General features: G+C 32.5%; 16 protein-coding genes and 1 pseudogene. 10 read left to right on the top strand and 7 right to left on the bottom strand.

Translation table 11 applies throughout. The annotated features are described in order from the left end of the window. Nucleotides 1-420: 420 nt before the first annotated feature. From BB045_RS00655 to brnQ3, 7 genes are all read left to right on the top strand, one after another. Nucleotides 421-3,225, top strand: coding sequence for a 2-oxoglutarate dehydrogenase E1 component (locus BB045_RS00655; protein ID WP_075140387.1), 2,805 nt, complete (start codon nucleotides 421-423; stop codon nucleotides 3,223-3,225). Nucleotides 3,226-3,240: 15 nt separating this feature from the next. Then, nucleotides 3,241-4,512, top strand: coding sequence for a dihydrolipoyllysine-residue succinyltransferase (sucB, locus tag BB045_RS00650; protein ID WP_037551432.1), 1,272 nt, complete (start codon nucleotides 3,241-3,243; stop codon nucleotides 4,510-4,512). Between the two features lie 991 nt (nucleotides 4,513-5,503). Beyond that, entirely contained in the window at nucleotides 5,504-6,310 is an 807-nt protein-coding gene (locus BB045_RS00645) for a VOC family protein (RefSeq protein ID WP_037551426.1), read from the top strand. A gap of 35 nt (nucleotides 6,311-6,345) precedes the next feature. Continuing rightward, nucleotides 6,346-6,549 carry a DUF6501 family protein gene (locus BB045_RS00640; RefSeq protein WP_029376685.1) on the top strand — a complete coding sequence of 68 codons (204 nt, stop codon included), beginning with the start codon at nucleotides 6,346-6,348 and terminating at the stop codon, nucleotides 6,547-6,549. 150 nt (nucleotides 6,550-6,699) lie between these two features. Beyond that, nucleotides 6,700-7,491 (top strand): ATP-binding protein, encoded by a 792-nt coding sequence (locus BB045_RS00635; RefSeq protein ID WP_037551425.1) that lies wholly within the window; start codon nucleotides 6,700-6,702, stop codon nucleotides 7,489-7,491. A 12-nt stretch (nucleotides 7,492-7,503) separates the two neighbouring features. Beyond that, nucleotides 7,504-9,393 carry a vWA domain-containing protein gene (locus BB045_RS00630; protein ID WP_075140386.1) on the top strand — a complete coding sequence of 630 codons (1,890 nt, stop codon included), beginning with the start codon at nucleotides 7,504-7,506 and terminating at the stop codon, nucleotides 9,391-9,393. A gap of 128 nt (nucleotides 9,394-9,521) precedes the next feature. After that, entirely contained in the window at nucleotides 9,522-10,865 is a 1,344-nt protein-coding gene (gene brnQ3, locus BB045_RS00625; RefSeq protein WP_070581379.1) for a branched-chain amino acid-like transporter carrier protein BrnQ3, read from the top strand. 76 nt (nucleotides 10,866-10,941) lie between these two features. On the opposite strand, the gene BB045_RS00620 is transcribed toward brnQ3, so the two are convergent. The 3 genes from BB045_RS00620 to BB045_RS00610 are packed head-to-tail and all read right to left on the bottom strand — an operon-like array spanning nucleotide 10,942 to nucleotide 13,055. After that, nucleotides 10,942-12,111, bottom strand: a complete 1,170-nt coding sequence (locus tag BB045_RS00620; protein ID WP_075140385.1) for a toxic anion resistance protein — start codon at nucleotides 12,109-12,111, stop codon at nucleotides 10,942-10,944. A 26-nt stretch (nucleotides 12,112-12,137) separates the two neighbouring features. Next, nucleotides 12,138-12,764: a 5-bromo-4-chloroindolyl phosphate hydrolysis family protein gene (locus tag BB045_RS00615; RefSeq protein WP_070581381.1), complete on the bottom strand. Its 627-nt coding sequence runs from the start codon at nucleotides 12,762-12,764 to the stop codon at nucleotides 12,138-12,140. Nucleotides 12,765-12,785: 21 nt separating this feature from the next. Beyond that, complete coding sequence (locus tag BB045_RS00610; RefSeq protein ID WP_037551418.1) at nucleotides 12,786-13,055, bottom strand: acylphosphatase; 270 nt, start codon at nucleotides 13,053-13,055, stop codon at nucleotides 12,786-12,788. Between the two features lie 163 nt (nucleotides 13,056-13,218). Here BB045_RS00610 and msaA point away from each other — a divergent pair, with 163 nt between their 5' ends. The 3 genes and pseudogenes from msaA to BB045_RS00595 all read left to right on the top strand — a co-directional run. Beyond that, nucleotides 13,219-13,527, top strand: coding sequence for a regulatory protein MsaA (msaA, locus tag BB045_RS00605; RefSeq protein WP_037551417.1), 309 nt, complete (start codon nucleotides 13,219-13,221; stop codon nucleotides 13,525-13,527). 204 nt (nucleotides 13,528-13,731) lie between these two features. Beyond that, on the top strand, nucleotides 13,732-13,932 hold the full coding sequence (gene cspA / locus BB045_RS00600; protein WP_002433901.1) for a cold shock protein CspA: 201 nt from the start codon (nucleotides 13,732-13,734) through the stop codon (nucleotides 13,930-13,932). Nucleotides 13,933-14,181: 249 nt separating this feature from the next. Beyond that, nucleotides 14,182-14,670: pseudogene (locus BB045_RS00595) on the top strand (IS30 family transposase); the annotation flags it as partial. A 304-nt stretch (nucleotides 14,671-14,974) separates the two neighbouring features. On the opposite strand, the gene lysA reads toward BB045_RS00595, so the two are convergent. The 4 genes from lysA to dapD all read right to left on the bottom strand — a co-directional run bounded on the left by lysA (nucleotide 14,975) and on the right by dapD (nucleotide 19,515). Continuing rightward, nucleotides 14,975-16,240 carry a diaminopimelate decarboxylase gene (lysA, locus tag BB045_RS00590; RefSeq protein ID WP_070581382.1) on the bottom strand — a complete coding sequence of 422 codons (1,266 nt, stop codon included), beginning with the start codon at nucleotides 16,238-16,240 and terminating at the stop codon, nucleotides 14,975-14,977. A gap of 2 nt (nucleotides 16,241-16,242) precedes the next feature. After that, on the bottom strand, nucleotides 16,243-17,319 hold the full coding sequence (locus tag BB045_RS00585) for an alanine racemase (RefSeq protein ID WP_070581383.1): 1,077 nt from the start codon (nucleotides 17,317-17,319) through the stop codon (nucleotides 16,243-16,245). A gap of 6 nt (nucleotides 17,320-17,325) precedes the next feature. Then, nucleotides 17,326-18,477 (bottom strand): M20 metallopeptidase family protein, encoded by a 1,152-nt coding sequence (locus BB045_RS00580; protein WP_070581384.1) that lies wholly within the window; start codon nucleotides 18,475-18,477, stop codon nucleotides 17,326-17,328. A gap of 318 nt (nucleotides 18,478-18,795) precedes the next feature. Further along, nucleotides 18,796-19,515, bottom strand: a complete 720-nt coding sequence (dapD, locus tag BB045_RS00575) for a 2,3,4,5-tetrahydropyridine-2,6-dicarboxylate N-acetyltransferase (RefSeq protein WP_075140384.1) — start codon at nucleotides 19,513-19,515, stop codon at nucleotides 18,796-18,798. Nucleotides 19,516-19,527 lie beyond the last annotated feature (12 nt).

The following is a 19,527-nucleotide window of genomic DNA, read 5'->3' as shown; positions in this document are numbered from 1 at the left end:
ATAATTTGCGTAATCGAATTATTATAACTTCGCGACTATTTGCCTCAACAACAAAAAAAGAGATTAAACAACCTAAGGTTGCTTAATCTCAATATTTGGACTCATCAGTCCGATTTGACGTAGAGCCTATTTAAATAAATGTTTAAATCGAAGCTGGGACAATTAAGTTGTTCCGGTTTTTTAATGCATAACTTTCTTTCAAATAATCATCTACAATTAAAATACTCATTCAAACTATCTCTATTTCACATTTTCAGAAAAATTTCCCATCAATTTTCACACAAAATCATATAAATTCAAATTACTAGATTTAGTATTTTTGTTTTTTCCATAATATTCAGTCAATGGACTTTATCAAAGCCACAAATAGTGCTATTATTGACTTGTAAGCGGTTTAACTATTTTGTGGAGGGTAATACTATGGCAAAGGATAACAAGGATGTTACAGAAGCTCCTGTAAACTTCGGTGCTAACCTAGGTTTAATGTTAGATTTATACGATGACTATCTACAAGACCCTAGTTCAGTGCCTGATGATTTACAAGTTCTTTTCAGCACTATTAAAAATGGCGAAGCTCATGTCGCAGCTAAGTCAACCACTGAAGGGAGTGGTTCATCAGCGGGCGATGGTACAATTAAGCGTATTATGCGCTTAATCGACAATATAAGACAATACGGTCACCTTAAAGCTGATATTTACCCTGTTAATGCTCCTAAAAGAACTAATCTTCCTAAGTTAGAAATTGAAGAGTTTAACTTAGATAAAGAAACATTAGAAAATGTCTCAGCTGAAATTGTATCTGATCATTTCAAAGATATATATAATAATGCTTACGAGGCAATTGAAAGAATGGAGAAGCGTTATAAAGGGCCGATAGCCTTTGAATATAATCATATTAATAATAATAAAGAACGTACGTGGTTAAAACGACGTATTGAAACACCATATAGAGCTAATATCAATAATGATGAAAGAAAAAAATTATTTGATACTTTAGCGCATGTAGAAGGCTTTGAAAAGTATTTACACAAAAACTTTGTTGGTGCTAAACGATTCTCTATTGAGGGTGTTGATACATTAGTTCCAATGTTACAACATACATTAAAACGTGCTGCTGAAGTTGAAATTAACAATATTCAAATTGGTATGGCACACAGAGGTCGTTTAAATGTTTTAACTCATGTGCTAGAAAAACCATATGAAATGATGATTTCTGAGTTTATGCACACAGATCCTATGAAATTCTTACCAGAAGATGGTAGTCTTGAACTAACTGCTGGATGGACAGGAGATGTGAAGTATCACTTAGGTGGTGTGAAGACAACTTCTTCATATGGTATTGCACAACGAATTTCATTAGCTAATAACCCAAGTCACTTGGAAATTGTTGCGCCAGTGGTAATTGGTAAGACACGTGCATCACAAGATGACACAAAACACGCAGGTAAACCATCTACAGATTTCCATAAAGGTATGCCAATTATAATTCATGGGGATGCTGCATACCCAGGACAAGGTATTAATTTTGAAACAATGAATTTAAGTAACCTAGATGGTTATTCAACTGGTGGTGCCTTACACATCATCACAAATAATAGAATTGGATTCACTACGGAACCAGTTGATGGACGTTCAACAACATATTCAACTGATATTGCGAAAGGTTATGACGTACCAATTTTACATGTAAATGCAGATGATGTTGAAGCAACAATTGAAGCTATTGATATTGCAATGGAATTCCGAAAAGAATTTCATAAAGATTTTGTAATTGATTTAGTTGGCTATCGTCGTTACGGGCATAATGAAATGGACGAACCTTCGATTACAAATCCACTTCCATATCATAATATTCGCAAACATGATTCAGTTGAAATTATTTATGGTAATAAGTTAGTTGAAGACGGCGTTATTTCTAAGGAACAAATGGAAGACGTAATGGATAAAGTTCAAAAAGAAATGCGTGCTGCTCAAGACAAGATTGATAAATCAGATAAAATGGATAATCCAGATATGGAAGGACCTGAGTCATTGCAAGAACCTTTACAAAGTGATGATAAGGATTTCTCAGTAGATCATCTTAAAGAAATTAATGATGCTATGCTTTCATATCCTGAAGATTTCCATGTACTTAAAAAGCTAAACAAAGTTCTTGAAAAACGTAGAGAGCCTTTCGAAAATGAGAATGGTTTAGTAGACTGGGCTCAAGCTGAGCAACTTGCATTTGCAACGATTGTTCAAGATGGCATATCTGTTCGATTAACTGGACAAGATAGTGAGCGTGGTACGTTCAGTCATAGACATGCTGTATTACACGATGAAGAAAATGGTGATACATTCACACCATTACATCATGTTCCTAATCAAAAAGCCACATTTGAAGTTCACAATAGTCCATTATCTGAAGCAGCTGTCGTTGGCTTTGAATATGGCTATAATGTTGAAAATAAAAATAGCATGAATATTTGGGAAGCTCAATACGGAGACTTTTCTAATATGGCTCAAATGATGTTCGATAATTTCATGTCATCAGCACGTGCTAAGTGGGGAGAAAGAAGTGGTTTAACGCTATTCTTACCTCACGCATTTGAGGGGCAAGGACCTGAACACTCTTCAGCACGTTTAGAAAGATTCTTACAACTAGCAGCTGAAAATAATAGTACAGTTGTTAACTTATCTAGTTCAAGTAACTATTTCCATTTACTAAGAGCACAAGCTAAGAGTTTAGGTACTGAAGCTATGAGACCATTAATTGTAATGTCTCCAAAAAGCTTATTAAGAAATAAAACAGTTGCTAAACCAATAGATCAATTCACTTCAGGTGGTTTCAAACCTATTATTGTCGAGGATGGAAATAAAGAGAAAGTGACTAAACTTGTATTAGCATCAGGTAAAATGTTCATAGATTTAAAAGAACATTTAGCTAAAAATCCTGATAATTCAATTTTATTAGTTGCAGTTGAACGTTTATATCCATTCCCTGAAGGGGAAATTAAAGAAGTATTAAATGAATTACCTAATCTTGAAACAGTATCTTGGGTTCAAGAAGAACCTAAAAATCAAGGCGCTTGGTTATTCGTTTATCCTTATTTAAAATCACTTGTAGGTAACCAATTTAATTTAAGCTATCACGGTAGAATTCAACGTGCAGCGCCAGCTGAAGGTGATGGAGAAATTCATAAACTTGTTCAAAATCAAATTATTGAAAGTAGTATTGAAAAATAACTAGGGGGAAATATTATGCCAGAGGTAAAAGTTCCAGAATTAGCAGAATCTATAACAGAGGGTACCATTGCAGAATGGTTAAAAAATGTGGGAGATAGCGTTGAAAAAGGCGAAGCTATCCTAGAATTAGAGACAGATAAAGTAAACGTTGAAGTTGTTTCTGAAGAAGAAGGTGTACTTCAAGAACAATTGGCTTCTGAAGGCGACACTGTGGAAGTCGGCCAAGTTATCGCAACTGTTGGCGAAGGTAGTGGTAATGCTTCTTCAAGCAAAGATGAATCTTCAGACCAATCTCAATCTGCGAACAATGATGAAGCGACTAAACAATCAGCTCAACCAAAAGAATCTCAATCAAATAATGAAGAAACACAATCCAACCCTAACAATCAACGTGTTAATGCAACGCCATCAGCTCGTCGTCATGCACGTGAAAACGGTGTAGATTTAAGCACTGTTTCTGGAAAAGGAAACGATGTTGTACGTAAAGATGATGTCGAAAATAGCCAAAAAGCAGCTCAATCCCAATCTTCTCAAGAAGCAAGCAAAAAAGAAGAACCTAAAAAATCTACAGGTTCACCTAATAAACCTGTAATTAGAGAAAAAATGTCTCGTAGAAAGAAAACAGCTGCTAAAAAATTATTAGAAGTTTCTAATAATACAGCAATGTTAACTACATTCAATGAAGTAGATATGACAAACGTAATGGAATTACGTAAACGTAAAAAAGAACAATTTATTAAAGATCATGATGGTACTAAACTAGGTTTCATGTCATTCTTTACAAAAGCTGCAGTTGCTGCATTGAAAAAATATCCTGAAGTCAATGCTGAAATCGACGGCGATGATATGATTACTAAACAATATTATGATATAGGTGTAGCTGTTTCTACTGATGACGGTTTATTAGTTCCTTTCGTACGAGATTGTGATAAAAAGAACTTTGCAGAACTTGAAAGAGCTATTGCTGACTTAGCAGTTAAAGCAAGAGATAAAAAACTTGGTTTAGATGATATGGTTAATGGATCATTTACAATTACTAATGGTGGTGTATTTGGTTCAATGATGAGTACACCAATTATTAATGGTAACCAAGCAGCTATTCTAGGTATGCACTCAATCATTACTCGTCCAATTGCAATTGATAAAGATACAATTGAGAATAGACCAATGATGTATATTGCTTTAAGTTATGACCATAGAATTATTGATGGTAAAGAAGCAGTAGGATTCTTAAAAACGATTAAAGAATTAATCGAAAGCCCTGAAGATTTACTTTTAGAAAGCTAAGCTCAAAGGAATATAACCTCAAACTAATATTGATACAACGGCGTCACATCGTCGTTGTATTTTTTGACTCTATAATAAATTGGACTGATGACTAAAAATCATCAGTCCAATTTTTATGTTTGAATACAAAAATGGCGCAATTACCTCTATAATTATTAGTTACCACACAAAATAAAAAAGAAAGGTAATGCGCCTATGTGTAAGTTATATTAAATACATAAAAAAACCAAAGATGATATTCAATTAATATTATATAAGCAGTGCTAAGACTATATTCAATGCCCTTAAAATAAATCGAGGTGTTATAATGAAGAACAAATAAAATTAAGAGTTATAGTTCACAAAATGCCAAGTGCACGAATAATTAAGGAAAAATGGAAAAGAGAAACAAGAAATGGATAAGTTACTTGGAATATATAAATCAATCACAAAAGAAGCTGATTTATCTAAAATTGCCATATAAGTCTCTGATGAAGAGTTAGAAGATATATTACTTGGCCGAAAATAAATAACACTCATTTATAAAAGTTCATAAGACATTTGTATAGAAAATTCAGATTGTGATTTTTAGAGAACAGCAAATAAAGTATTTAAGTAATTAGCGTTTATATTATTGACTAATTATGGAATAGATAATTCTTATAATAATTATTACATCTCTTAAATAATCCAACTATTATATTATAAGTATAGTCATTACTAATTGACTAAAAAACGAACTATTTTTAATTATATAAAATTAAATCATTAGTTAAAAGCATATTTCAAATCACCCCCCTACCTTATAGAATAAGGGTAGGGGAGGGCTTGTTAATATTTATTATAAATTTGTATTTATATTCATTATACGAATTTTATCAAATTTATATTTCTCTTCGTATGTATTTTTTGAACTCATTAAATTAACGGTCCATTATATAGTTCATGATATAAATCATATTTAAAATGCGTTATAATAATTAAGAAAAGACAAATATTAGGGGTGTCATGCATGAGTGGACTTAGAAGTGTCACATTAGGGACAAGTGATCTTTCTAAAACAAATAAACTATTTAAAGATATTTTAGGACTAAATGTAGCATCTAAAAATCAAGCTTTACGTTTTGGTGATGCAGATTTAAGTCCAGGTACACGAATACATTTTGTTGAAGTGCCAAATTCTGAATATGAAAATCAACATATCGCTAGTGTTGGTTTGAGAACGCCGACAGATTCAGGATTGGATGAGTATCAAACGATTTTTAAAGATAATCAAATTCAAGCAAGTGAAATTACTGAGTTAAACGGTAATAAGCATTTTAATTTCGAAGATAGCAACCATCAAATTTTTGATATTTATTCGAATGAACATAATACGGGCGTCGGACTAGGCACACCCACTTTTGATAGTACAGTAAATCCGCTACACCAAATTCAGGGACTTGGTCCTATCATTATTAAAGTTAATGAATTGCCAGTTACAGCATCTATCCTAAAGAATGTATTTAACTTAACTCATTATGCTGAGTACGAATCAACAGAGTTTCCTGACCAAGTGATACAAGTATTTCAAATTGGCGAAGGTGGTTTAGGTGGTGAACTTCATTTATATCAGCCTAATGAACCTATTGAATTAAAAGAAGAAGGCATCGTTGAGCAAATTGAATTTAGTGCAAATTCAGTTGAAGCATTCAACAATGCACAAAAGGAATTAGATGACATTGGCATTCCTTATCAGACATTAAATCAAGGCGATGCTCAATCACTACGTATTACTGAGAATAGTGGCATCTCATTTATTTATACATTAGAAAAGTAAAACAATAATTATATGGAGGCATGAAATTTATGGCAATGTTACATGAAACATGGAAAACACGTACACCTATTAAAAAAGTTGAAGTAATTAATACAGATGCTAAGAAATTTACAGTTTCTGATATGTTAACTGTTGGAAAGCAATATGATGTTATTAATGAAACTGAGGAATACTATCAAATTATTGATAATTCTGGTTTAGTCGGTGGTTATTATAAAACGTACTTTAAAGAAGTTTAGTATCAATAATTAAGCATGTTCATGATTTAATCAAGACTTGGGGGTTATTTTGAAAAAGTGATGTAACCGTTGAAATATACTCAACATTACTTTTTCAATGCAACTTCTTAGTCTATTTTTCATTTTAAAGAAGGAGAGTAAACTACAAAAATGATTAAGAATCAATATATTAATTCAGATGAATCCGTATTTAACGATGCTAAAGCATTATTTAATTTAAATAAAAATATATTACTTAAAGGGCCAACAGGTTCTGGTAAAACCAAATTAGCGGAAACACTTAGTGCAGCTGTTAATACACCAATGCATCAAGTTAACTGTTCAGTAGATTTAGACGCTGAAAGTCTACTTGGTTTTAAGACAATTAAAACAAACGAACAAGGTCAACAAGAAATTGTTTTTATAGATGGTCCTGTAATTAAAGCAATGCGTGAAGGACATATCCTTTATATTGATGAAATAAATATGGCCAAACCTGAAACCTTACCAATACTAAATGGTGTTCTAGATTATCGTCGTCAACTTACAAACCCATTCACTGGAGAAGTGATAAAAGCGGCGCCAGGATTCAACGTTATTGCCGCAATTAATGAAGGCTATGTAGGTACACTTCCTATGAACGAAGCTTTGAAAAACCGTTTTGTTGTTATTCAAGTAGATTATATAGACGGTGAAATATTAAAAGACGTTATTAAGCAACAAAGTCAACTTCAAGATGATGCTATTATTGAACAAATTATCAAATTCAATGAAGATTTACGTACAATGTCTAAACAAGGACAAATTTCTGAAGAAGCAGCTAGTATCAGAGCATTAATAGATTTAAGTGACTTAATTACTGTAATGCCAATTGAGCGTGCTATTCAACGCACAATTATCGATAAATTAGAAGATGAGCGTGAACAACAAGCAATAAAAAATGCGATTGAATTAAACTTTTAGAGAGGGATTATTATGAGCGATCGTTTTATCAAATTTAATGATGAGCAATTAGATGCTAAGCAAGTTATGATGCTACAGGACTTAGCGCGCTTACTTCTTAAAAATGAGCAAACACAAGTTAAAATTCAAAAATTCCCTTACTATGATCCAATTAATAACATATTGATCACAAGTTGGTTCTGGTCGCACCGTCCCGAGCATATAGAGAAAGCCGGACTTAAAACTGACGTGATGCTCGCAGCTTATGGGTATCAAATGATGGATGAATCTATTGTGAATGAAGTATTACATGATAATGAGTTTGAACACCCTAAGTTTTATCAGCAAATTTTTAGATTACTAGAAGATATGCGCGTGTTTAATCATATTCGTAATGAACGCCCAAGTACTTCTAAATTAATAGATTTACGTTTACAAACGAGATTGTCTTATACTGAATCTCAAATTAAATTCTATAAAACTAAAACTGTGTATACTGATTTACTATTTTTATATTTAGAAAAAGCATTTCTTAGTCAGAATTTCTTTGATATTCCAATGATGCATTCACAATTAGACGATATTTTGAATTCTATGTTTCAATATCTGCCTAACTTTTTCCAAAATGAAACATCAGAAGATAATATGTACTTAGCTCAACGTATCATGTTCCAAATTGATGATATGTTAACCAAAGATATGTTAAATGAATATTATCATCTCCCTCGTCGTGTATATGAGGCAATCCATGAAATGACGTTTGATGAGTTAAAACGTACAGATGCGAGTAATGTAGATGGAAAAGACAATACCTCTGAGGATACTGACTCTGAGACTGCTGAAGCTGAAACGAATGCCCAAGATAGTAAATCAGAAGGCGGTGCTTACCTTGAAATGGAACTTCATGAGGGCGAGAATAGTGAGGTAATAAGTGATAATGATACTGCTCGTGAAGGTGATTCTACAGACGATATGACAGACATGATGACCAAAAAGGGTCGCGGTTCTGACAATACATTAAATAATGATGAAGGTGGCTCTATAGGAGAGAATGCATCATTCGCACTTAAAGGGATTAATGAAAATGTAGAAGTTAAATGGAATGTTCCCGATATCGAACCGGATTACTTATTAGAGTATCAAAATGTTAAAAACGATGTTCAATTTGAAACTAAGGATTTAATTCAAATTATCAAGAAAACTATTGATCACGAACATGTTGATGAGCGACATAACCTTACTAAAGGTCGTTTGCAAAGAGATTTAACAAATTGGTTTATCGATGATCAATATAAATTATTTTATAAAAAACAAGATTTAAGTAAAACGTTTGATGCCACTTTTACTTTATTAATTGATGCATCTGCAAGTATGTTCGATAAGATGGAAGAGACAATCAAAGGGGTTGTTCTTTTCCACGAAACATTGAAAGCATTAAATGTTAAACATGAAATACTTGCGTTCAATGAAGATGCATTTGATTCTGATGATCGTAAACAGCCTAACATCATTGATGAAATTGTTCATTATGATTATTCAACCATGGAAAAAAGTGGCCCTCGAATCATGTCTTTACACCCACAAGATGATAACCGTGATGGCGTAGCTATACGTATTGCTAGCGAACGCTTGCTAAGAAGAAGTCATAATCAACGTTTCTTGATAGTATTTTCCGATGGTGAGCCTTCAGCCTACAATTATGCACAAGATGGTATTTTAGACACTTATGAAGGTGTAGAAATGGCCCGCAAATATGGTATTGAAGTATTTAATGTGTTTTTGAGTCAAGATGTTATAACAGAAGATATTGAACAAACCATTCATAACATTTATGGTCAATACGCATTATTTGTAGAAGGTGTAGAAAATTTGCCGAGTCATTTATCGCCATTACTAAAAAAATTACTTCTAAAATCATTTTAATAGATATATGATTTCTATTTTAAATATTTATCAACTTTTCAAATTTTCTGAAATCACATAGACTTGTAAATCCTTTTTATGCTAGAATGTTTAATATTGCAAACATACACATAAAAAGGAGCAATTCTATGAATAAGAATACTTGGATAGTAGGATTTACATTATTCGCTATGTTTTTTGGCGCAGGTAATCTTATTTTCCCACCAAATTTAGGCCAAGATAGTGGTCATTTCTTTTGGCCAGCAGTTATCGCATTTTGTTTAACAGGAATCGGCTTACCATTGTTAGGCGTTATCGTTGGCGCATTAGATAAGCAAGGCTATGTTGGTTCATTAAATAAAATATCACCTAAATTTTCTGTAATATTTTTAATTATTATATATTTAACAATAGGGCCTCTGTTTGCAATTCCGCGTACAGCTTCGACTTCATTTGAGATGACTGTGACACCAATTGCTCATACGAATAGTAATTTAGTGTTATTTATATTCACTCTTATCTATTTCCTAGTCGTTCTTTACCTATGTATAAATCCAGGTAAAATTGTAGATCGTATAGGATCTTTATTAACACCATTATTATTAATAACAATTTTAGCAATGATTATTAAAGGATTTGTTGATTATAATGGTAATGCACCATCTCATGGAAACAAGGTTGATTACAATTCAGCTATTGGAAGTTTCTCAAAAGGCTTTACAGAAGGGTATTTAACTATGGATGCAATCGCAGCAATTGCTTTTTCAATGATAGTAGTTAACGCGATAAAAGCTACAGGGGTTAAACATGCAAATCAAATATTTAAACAAACAGTTATGTCAGGCTTAATTGCAGCCATAGCGCTTGTATTTATATATGTTTCATTAGGATTTATAGGCAATCATATGAACATTGACAGTGCGACACTTAAAAATCTGACAGCTAAAGATCAAAATGTTGGTGCTTATTTATTAACAACAATGGCGGCGAATGGTTTTGGTGTCTTCGGTAAATATTTATTGGGTATTATCGTTGCACTCGCTTGTTTAACAACTGCTTGTGGCTTAATTGTATCTGTAAGTCAATATTTTAATAGAATATTCCCTAAAGTTTCATACAAAGCTTATGCAATATTCTTTACTTTGATTAGTTTCATACTGGCAAATTTAGGTTTAAATGCTGTAATTTCTATGTCAGTACCAGTATTGAGCGTTATTTATCCTATAGCAATAACTGTTGTATTACTAATTTTACTTGCACGATTCATTCCAACTAAACCAGTTGCACAGCAAGTACCAATTGCAGTTATTAGTATTGTTTCAATATTAAGTGTTATAAGTACTAATGGTTGGGTGAAGATGTCATTTATAGATGCTTTACCGTTAAAGCAATATTCTTTAGAATGGTTTCCAATAGCAGTAGTCGCAACTATTATTGGATATGTCGTTGCTAAATTCGTAAACCAAGACCATATTGTTTATCAAAAAGAATAGCTATCTAAACGAATTAATTATAATAAAAAAGCACATCATACTCATTTTGAGTTGTGATGTGCTTTAATCATTTTAGCTATTCCTTCTTCATCGAAAGTAAGTGTTGTTTTAATTCATCTTCTAAGCCAACAAGTTCTTTCTCAGCTTCTTTACGCTTTTGACGACCATTTTGTTGGATTTGAAGTGTTTGTTCAATTGTTTCAATAATATCACTTTGTGTTGTTTTAAGTGTTTCAATGTCTACAATGCCACGCTCATTTTCCGTAGCAGTTTCAATGGCATTTTGTTTTAACATAGCCGCATTCTGAGTAAGTAAATCATTGGTTGTATCTGTTACGGCACGTTGGGCAGACACTGCATTACGCTGTCTCATTAACGTAAGGGCAATTGCCATTTGATTTTTCCAAAGTGGAATACTTGTAAGAATAGAACTTTGAATTTTCTCAGCCAATGCTTGATTAACGTTTTGAATCATGCGAATTTGTGGTGCAGTTTGTATTGCAATTTGACGAGATAATTGTAAATCATAAATACGCTTATCTAAGCGATCAACAAATTGCTCCATATTCGCTACGGCTTGTATATCCATTTGATTACCAGTTTGATTGGCAAGTTCTTGTAGTTTCGGAATGTCGTTCGTTTGTATTTCATGTTTTTTTCTTTTAGCGGCGACGATATATAAATTAACATCATCAAAGTAATCTTTATTTTGTTGATATAATCCATCTAATAATTTGATATCTTTTGATAGATTATTTTTGTGTTTATCAAGCTGAATTGTAATTCTATCAATTTGGGAACTTACTGATTGCATCCTAGAAAACACTTCATTAATTGAAGCTTTGGTACGTTTAAAAAAGCGCTTAAGTTTGGATTGTTTCTCTGGATTTAACTCATCAGGATTTACAGCTTTTAACTTAGTCATTAATTGATTAAGTGAATCTCCAACAGGTCCAATATCTTTAGTCTGCACTTCATCCAGCATTTTATGTGAGAATTGAGACATATTTTCTTGCAAATGTGAGCCATATGATAATAGACCATCATTGTCTAAAGGTTTAATTTGTTGACTAATACTTTCAATTTTTTGCATTTCTTTATCATTGAATTGTTGCTGAAAATCATCTAAAACTGTATTTTGATTCGCTAGACTGACATTGCTATTATTATCTAGGTTTTTTAGTTGTTGTTGTACTATATAATCATCTAATGGATGTGAGTTGTTAAATTGATCATTTCGAGGCATTTAAAAAATCGCTCCATTTCTTTATTCTAGTTATCTTTATGACGTTTTTGTTCTAATTTGTTAATTTCCATTTCAACATCTAGACGCTCGTAATCATCTTCATTGATTCTCTTCAGATCAGCAATCAACGTACGTTTAACTTCATCTAAAGTTATACGAGTATGTTCTAATTTTTGTTTTTCTTCAATAGTTTTTTTCGGCATTTTTGCTAATCGAGTATATGACTCTATTAAATTTAGCGCATTATCTATATGCGAATAAAAGAAACTCTCTACTTTAAAAAACATTGCTGGCCTTTGTTTAACAGCAAAATGAATTGATTTTGAAATCCTATATATATCATTGATTTGTCTGAAATCTTGAATAGATCTTACATTAACAAATGATTTTAATATTGTTCGTATCTTATCTTGTGTTTGCTTTAAATGGTTGCTTACGTAATGATAGTCTCTTCGTGAAAGACCAATTTTTGTTAAATACTTCCTAGACGTGAGTCGTTGAGTAGGGAAGTAGGACACAAAAAACATCCCAATACCAACCAAAGCGTCAATAATAAATGAAAGATCAAAGCTAAATACGCTGACCATCCAAGATACCATAGCTACTGGAATTCCTACAATTACGCCTAAAAGTCGAGAAATATTATATCTCAAATTACATCTTCCTTTTTATATTTAAATCGATTTAAAATCAGAAAAATCTTCACTCACATTAGTATCTTCAAGCTCATAGTGTGTAACATGTGAAGCAGGTGATGCACCCTCAGTTACAGCATTAATAAACTGTTGGATGTCATCGTCATTACCTATTGCATATATTTCAACATAATCATCTACATTCTGAACAGTGCCTAGAATATGATACTTATTCGCTAATCTTTGTGTATAATATCGAAAGCCTACACCTTGAACCGTCCCAAACACTTGTAAATGCTTTTGCTTCATAGTATCACTCCTTATACTTATTATACGAAGTTTTATACTAAAAAACTAATAATTACTATGGAATAAATAGGCTATCGGACAAAAGTATGAGACATTATATTTTTAATTCAGATATAAAATAGTTAAAATAATTATTATAGGCTAATTGAAAGGGGAAATATATATGTGGACAGTTGCCAAAATTAGAGCTGACTATGAGGGATGGTGGTTATTTAGTGACTGGACAGATAAAATTATAGAGCAATATCAATTTACTTCATATGATGAAATGCTAAACTACTACATTAACATAATTTCAAAAAGTAAAGATTATTACGATAATTATGTTGTTGGAAAATACAATATTCATGCGTTTTATAACAATTGCGATTTAAACTTTTGTGAAGATTGTGAAGAAGATTTACAAATATTTTATAGTTTTATTGTATTAAATAATAAAGAAGTATATTATAATCTACCAAAAATTAATTAAAAGATAATTTTCTATAATTGTATTGCAATTTGGTAAGAACTAACATATAATTATTATTAAGCAATGGTTTTATTCCATATTGCAAAGAATATCTGTAAGAGTTATATATAGCGTTTTGTTATTAATACATAATTGTCACATGTATTTTTTGTAATATGCGAATAATGCATATTGAAAGAATTTAGTCTTGGAGGTTTCAGAATTATGAAACAAGGTACAGTTAAATGGTTTAACGCTGAAAAAGGTTTTGGTTTTATCGAAGTTGAAGGTGAAAACGACGTATTCGTACACTTTTCAGCAATTAACCAAGATGGTTACAAATCATTAGAAGAAGGTCAATCAGTTGAATTTGAAGTAGTTGAAGGCGATCGCGGTCCTCAAGCTGCAAACGTTGTTAAACTATAATAAATAGATTGTAAAATATTGACTTTAGTAACACCTTACCAAGATGTAGGGTGTTTTTTTATTTTTAAGTTAAAATTGCTTAAGAAAAAAGTTCTACGAAAAATGAGATTAATGAAACTATCAATTTGTTTCATTAATCTCATTTTTTATAAAGAAAGTTTGTTTTTAATTCAATAGTACAAAATACAATATCATTTTTATTATATATATTATTATGCTGATAAGTAGGAGAAAGGAGAAGTGATTATGCAAGAATTTGGTCATCTTGAAGGTGACACTATCATTGGCCGTAATCATGGGAGTGCTGTCATAACCTTAGTAGAAAGAATCACTAAGATGATTATCACTATACGACCTCAAAGCCGTAAGGCAGATGATATTGAAGATGCTCTTCACTCTATGTTTTCAGCTTTACCTCCTCATATATTTAAATCGATTACTTTCGATTGTGGTAAGGAGCTCTCCAACTGGAAAACAATCTGTAACCGATACGATATCTCGATATTCTTTGCTGACCCCGACACTCCTTCGCAATGTGGATTGAATGAACATTCTAACGGGATACTTAGACGCAATGGATTAGATAAAGAATTAGACTTTAATTCAGTCACTGATGATCTTATCATTAGTGTTGCTCAAAATATAAATCATCGTCCCAGAAAATCGCTGGGCTATAAAACACCATTGGAAGTATTTATGAGTTTCATCGAAGATGAGAAATTGTCTAGTTTATTTTGACAAACGAAATTATTAAAAGATACTAAATATAATCATTATTTAATGACAAATTTGATAGTAATATTAGCTTTCCAAAAAATTTATTAATAATGAGTGTTATTACTTTATTATACATAGTAGTTATATATCTTGTATCAAAACTTATTTTTAAAAAATTACAATATTAGTAATCATATATCTTAATAATAAAATTAATTATTAAGATATTAAAAACCTACGTAGCAAAATTTATAAAGTCTACGTAGGTTTTAAGTTTAAACTTCTCTTTTAACATTCTTAAGAATTATTTTTTTATTGTTAATTTTTATTTAGTGTCGTTAATAATCAATTGACGTAATGATTGGCGTTTAATAACTTCACGTGCTTTACCATCTTTTATGAAAAATACAGGTGGTTTCTGCATTTGGTTGTAATTAGAAGCCATTGAGTAATGATATGCTCCTGTAGAAAGAATCGCTAGGTAATCACCACGTTGAACAGAAGAAGGGAGTTTTGCATCACGAATAATGATGTCACCTGATTCACATAATTTACCAGCAATTGTTACTGTTTCATCAGCTTCTTCATGACGGTTTACTAATAATGCTTGATATTTGGCACCATATAATGCAGTTCTAATGTGATCGCTCATGCCACCATCAATTGAAACATATTTGTTTACTTCAGGAATTTCTTTAATTGTACCTACTTCGTATAAAGTAATTCCAGCTTCTCCAACAATAGAACGGCCTGGTTCAATACCAATTTCCGGTACTTCATAATTTAGACGTTCAGTTTCAGCTTTGATTGCATCTGTAATTTCTGCAATACCTTCTTCAATAGGGAAGCTTACGTCTCCTTCAACGTATTTGATACCGAAACCTCCACCTAGATTAAGTAATTCAACTTTGATATCATTTTCAGAAAGCCAGTTAAGCACAATCTTAGCAGTTTCAATCATCGCTTCAGTTCCTTCGATTTGAGAACCAATATGGAAGTGAATACCTTTTAGATGTAAACGTTTAGAGTCGCTCACTTTATTAACCGCTTCAATCGCTAAGCCATGGCGAATTGATAAACCGAATTTACTATCTTCTTGGCCAGTTTGAATAAACTCATGCGTATGTGCTTCAACACCAGGATTTACGCGTAATACTACATTTACAGTGTCGCTCGCATATCTGTCGATTAAATCAATTTCCTCAAGTGAATCGATAACAAAATAACCAACGCCACTTTCTAAAGCGTATTGTATTTCACGTTTAGTTTTGTTATTTCCATGAAAGTGGATCTTACTTGGGTCAAACTTTGCTTCTAATGCAGTATATAATTCACCTTCAGAAACTACATCTAATTGTAAGTCTTCTTCTTGTACTAATTTGACCATTTGGATACATGTAAATGCTTTCGAAGCATATGAAATATTATATTTCAAACCGCTTTTTTGAAAAGCTTTATGGTATCTACGCATTTGATTGCGAATTTCATCTTCGTCATAAACAATAGTAGGGGTACCAAAACTTTGAGCAAGTGTTTTTAAACTTGTACCTGCCATAGTTAATTCACCATATTCATTATATTTTAATGCCATTTTTATCTATACTCCTTTATGAGAGAATCATGATTCATCGCACTAAGTTGTTCTGAGTTAGCGCCTACACCTTTGAATGTATATTCATCAATGCGTATATCGTTATTATATAATATCACTTCATCTTGTGCATGGACTTCATCATCAACTTCTACAAACATGTGACTCATCATTAATGCGCGAATAGGGTAGCGTTTACCTTTAATTAAAGCTTCATGTTTAGCTCTCGATTTAAGAATACCATCTCCATAGCCTACATCTACAACTGCTAATCGCGTATGATCTCTTGTAGCTTCAAATGCAAAACTATACCCACAATTATCTCCATCATTCACTTCACGCACTTGTATCACATTACCTTTTACAGTAAGAGATTGTTTAATACTATACTCATCTAAATCACTATATGGTCGAGAACCATACAATGCAATGCCTACACGCGCATGTGTATGATAGGGTAAAAGTTTCTGACCTTCACGATAGTAACTTGCACTATTTTGCGCATGAATTAAATCAAATTGATAACCCTCATCTAATAAGGTATCGACTATATTTAACCATGCTTCACGTTCTATACTATACTCAGGCACATCAAATTCATCTGCATAACCAAAGTGCGTCCACAATCCACTAATAATCATTTTGTCTTCATTTGAGTTAATATAATGATCATTGAGTACTTCTCTAATTTCTTCTAATGTTTTAAATCCTGAACGATGAAGTAAATTTTCAAATTCTAAGTGCACTTTGATACCATTCAAATCATTCTTATATTTGTAATAATAGGCTAATGACGGTAAAGTCATTTGTATTTGATATTTTCTTACTTTTTCAAAATCATAAACAGCGTTCATTAAGAATATAGTGGCATCAGGTGCTATTTCTCGTACTTTAATGGCTTCTTTTAAAGAGGTAGTGCTGAATGTATTAATTCTAGCTTTTAAAAAAGTAGTAACAGCAAACTCCAAACCATAATGATAAGCGTTGTTCTTCACCACAGCCATAATTGAATTATCATTTTTAACTTTAATAGCATTTTGTAAAAACGCTTCTTTATCGACGGACCATATTGCTGTCAATGTGAATTACTCCTCTCCATAATGCATTAATAATTGTTCATAATAATTTGCTACATAGATTAATACTTTCTCATCAAAATTAAAATGAGACGTATGAAGTCCAGTCACATAACCTTTGTCTTCATTACGCGTACCAACGAATGCAAAGTAGGCAGGGGCTAACTGTTGACCATAGAAGCTAAAGTCTTCACCAAATAAAAATGGTAGGGGTTTATCTATAACTTCTAGATTTGCAGCATTAATTGCTTGTTCTACACTCGCACGCAATTTAGGGCTGTTCATAGTAGGTGGGTAGCCTTCTTCAAATTTCACTTCACAATCCACATTAAATAATAAGCTTACACTCTCAGCAATTTTATGCATTTGTGTTTTTACTACATTTAAATCATTTGGATCATAAGTTCGAATCGTTCCTTCTAAATATCCATGGCTAGCTACAGTGTTAATAGCTTCTCCAGCTTCAAAATGACCCATATGAACAATATTTCGTTTTAAGCCATTAAGATGATACTGTTGTATTTGTCCTACTTGATTTAGAACGTGTAGAAGGGCTTCACCACAGGAATGACCTTGCTCTTTATCTGCAACATGACTTGATAATCCTTTTAAGAAGAAGCGATATTCAGTTGCACTTGCTGTAATTTCTTCATCACGGATAACAACTTGTCCTTCATCGGCAAATGGATTAACATGGATGCCAAAAACAGCTTCTATTGGATAGTTATTAAACGCACCTGCTTTAATTAGACGATTCGCTCCGCCACCAGTTTCTTCGGCAGGTTGGAAGATGAATACAACGTTGTGTGGAAGCGTTCCTTTATCGAACATTTCTTTGCAGCGTTTAACAAATAACATTAATGCCGTTGTATGTCCGTCGTGACCACATGCATGCATTACATTATCCGTTTGACTTCGATAATCGACATCATTTTCTTCAAAAATTGGTAACGCATCGATATCCGCACGAAATGCAATGGTATGATCACTATTACCGTTTAAGTATGCTATTGCACCAGTTTCAAGAGGGCGCTCATATGACACTCCTAATTCGTCTAAAAACTGTGTGATGTATTTTGTCGTCTCGAATTCATGTAAACTTAATTCTGGATGTTGATGTAAATGTCTTCTATGTTTAGTTACAAACTCTAATTCACTCATCATATCATTCCTTTATTAACTTAATTTGTCTTATTAATATTGTAACTTATTTCATCTTTTTATGTATGAGGTGATATTAATTTAAAATAGTCTTAATTTTGAAATAGAGTCGCATGGATTATTTGTCCACTGCTTGGGTCTATTGGTAAAAATTCTAAATAAATACGCTTTATTATGCCAAATCCACTCTTCATAAGAATAACTAAAACTGAGAAGGGCTCAGTTAAGCGCCTTCTCAGTTCAATAAGGCCATTGTGATTATGCAATACAGCTATAAAATAGTCTTTTGTCATTACCACTCATCAAATACTCATATCATTAGTCATTTAATTTTCTTAATGCTGAAACAATTTCACGTTTAGAGTCTTCTACTTCCGAAGTTTGTTTAATCACTTTAGCAGGGGTACCAGCTACGACTGCACCAGCTGGAACATCTTGAGTAACAATAGCACCTGCAGCGACAATCGCGCCTTCGCCAACATGAACACCTTCTAAAATGACTGCATTAGCACCAATTAATACATTATCATCTATGACTACTGGTGAAGCACTAGGAGGCTCAATTACGCCAGCTAGAACTGCGCCAGCACCTACATGCACATTCTTACCAGTTGTCGCACGACCGCCTAATGTAGCATTCATATCAATCATAGTTCCTTCACCAACTACAGCACCAATGTTGATTGTTGCGCCCATCATAACGACAGCACCGTCTTCAATAATAGCTTGTTCACGTATAAATGCACCTGGTTCAATACGCGCATTTGTGTTTGTTAAGTCTTTAAGTGGAATTGCTGAATTACGACGATCCATTTCAATTTCTAACTCAGTAATTGTATTTTGATTTGATTCATAGAATGGTTTCCAATCATCGGCTTCACAAAAGATTACTTTAGAATTGTCGGAACCAAATACTTTAAAAGAATCAGGGAAGGTAACACCATCAAAATTACCATTAACATATACTTTTAATGGTGTAGATTTTTGGGCGTCACTAATATATTGAATAATTTCCTCAGCTGATAAATGTTGTACCATAATTTAAGTCTC

The sequence above is a fragment of the Staphylococcus sp. MB377 genome (assembly GCF_001922505.1).
Taxonomy (GTDB): domain Bacteria; phylum Bacillota; class Bacilli; order Staphylococcales; family Staphylococcaceae; genus Staphylococcus; species Staphylococcus haemolyticus.
The sequence above is the reverse complement of the archived record's forward strand: the minus strand, read 5'-3'. Positions and strand labels throughout refer to the sequence as shown.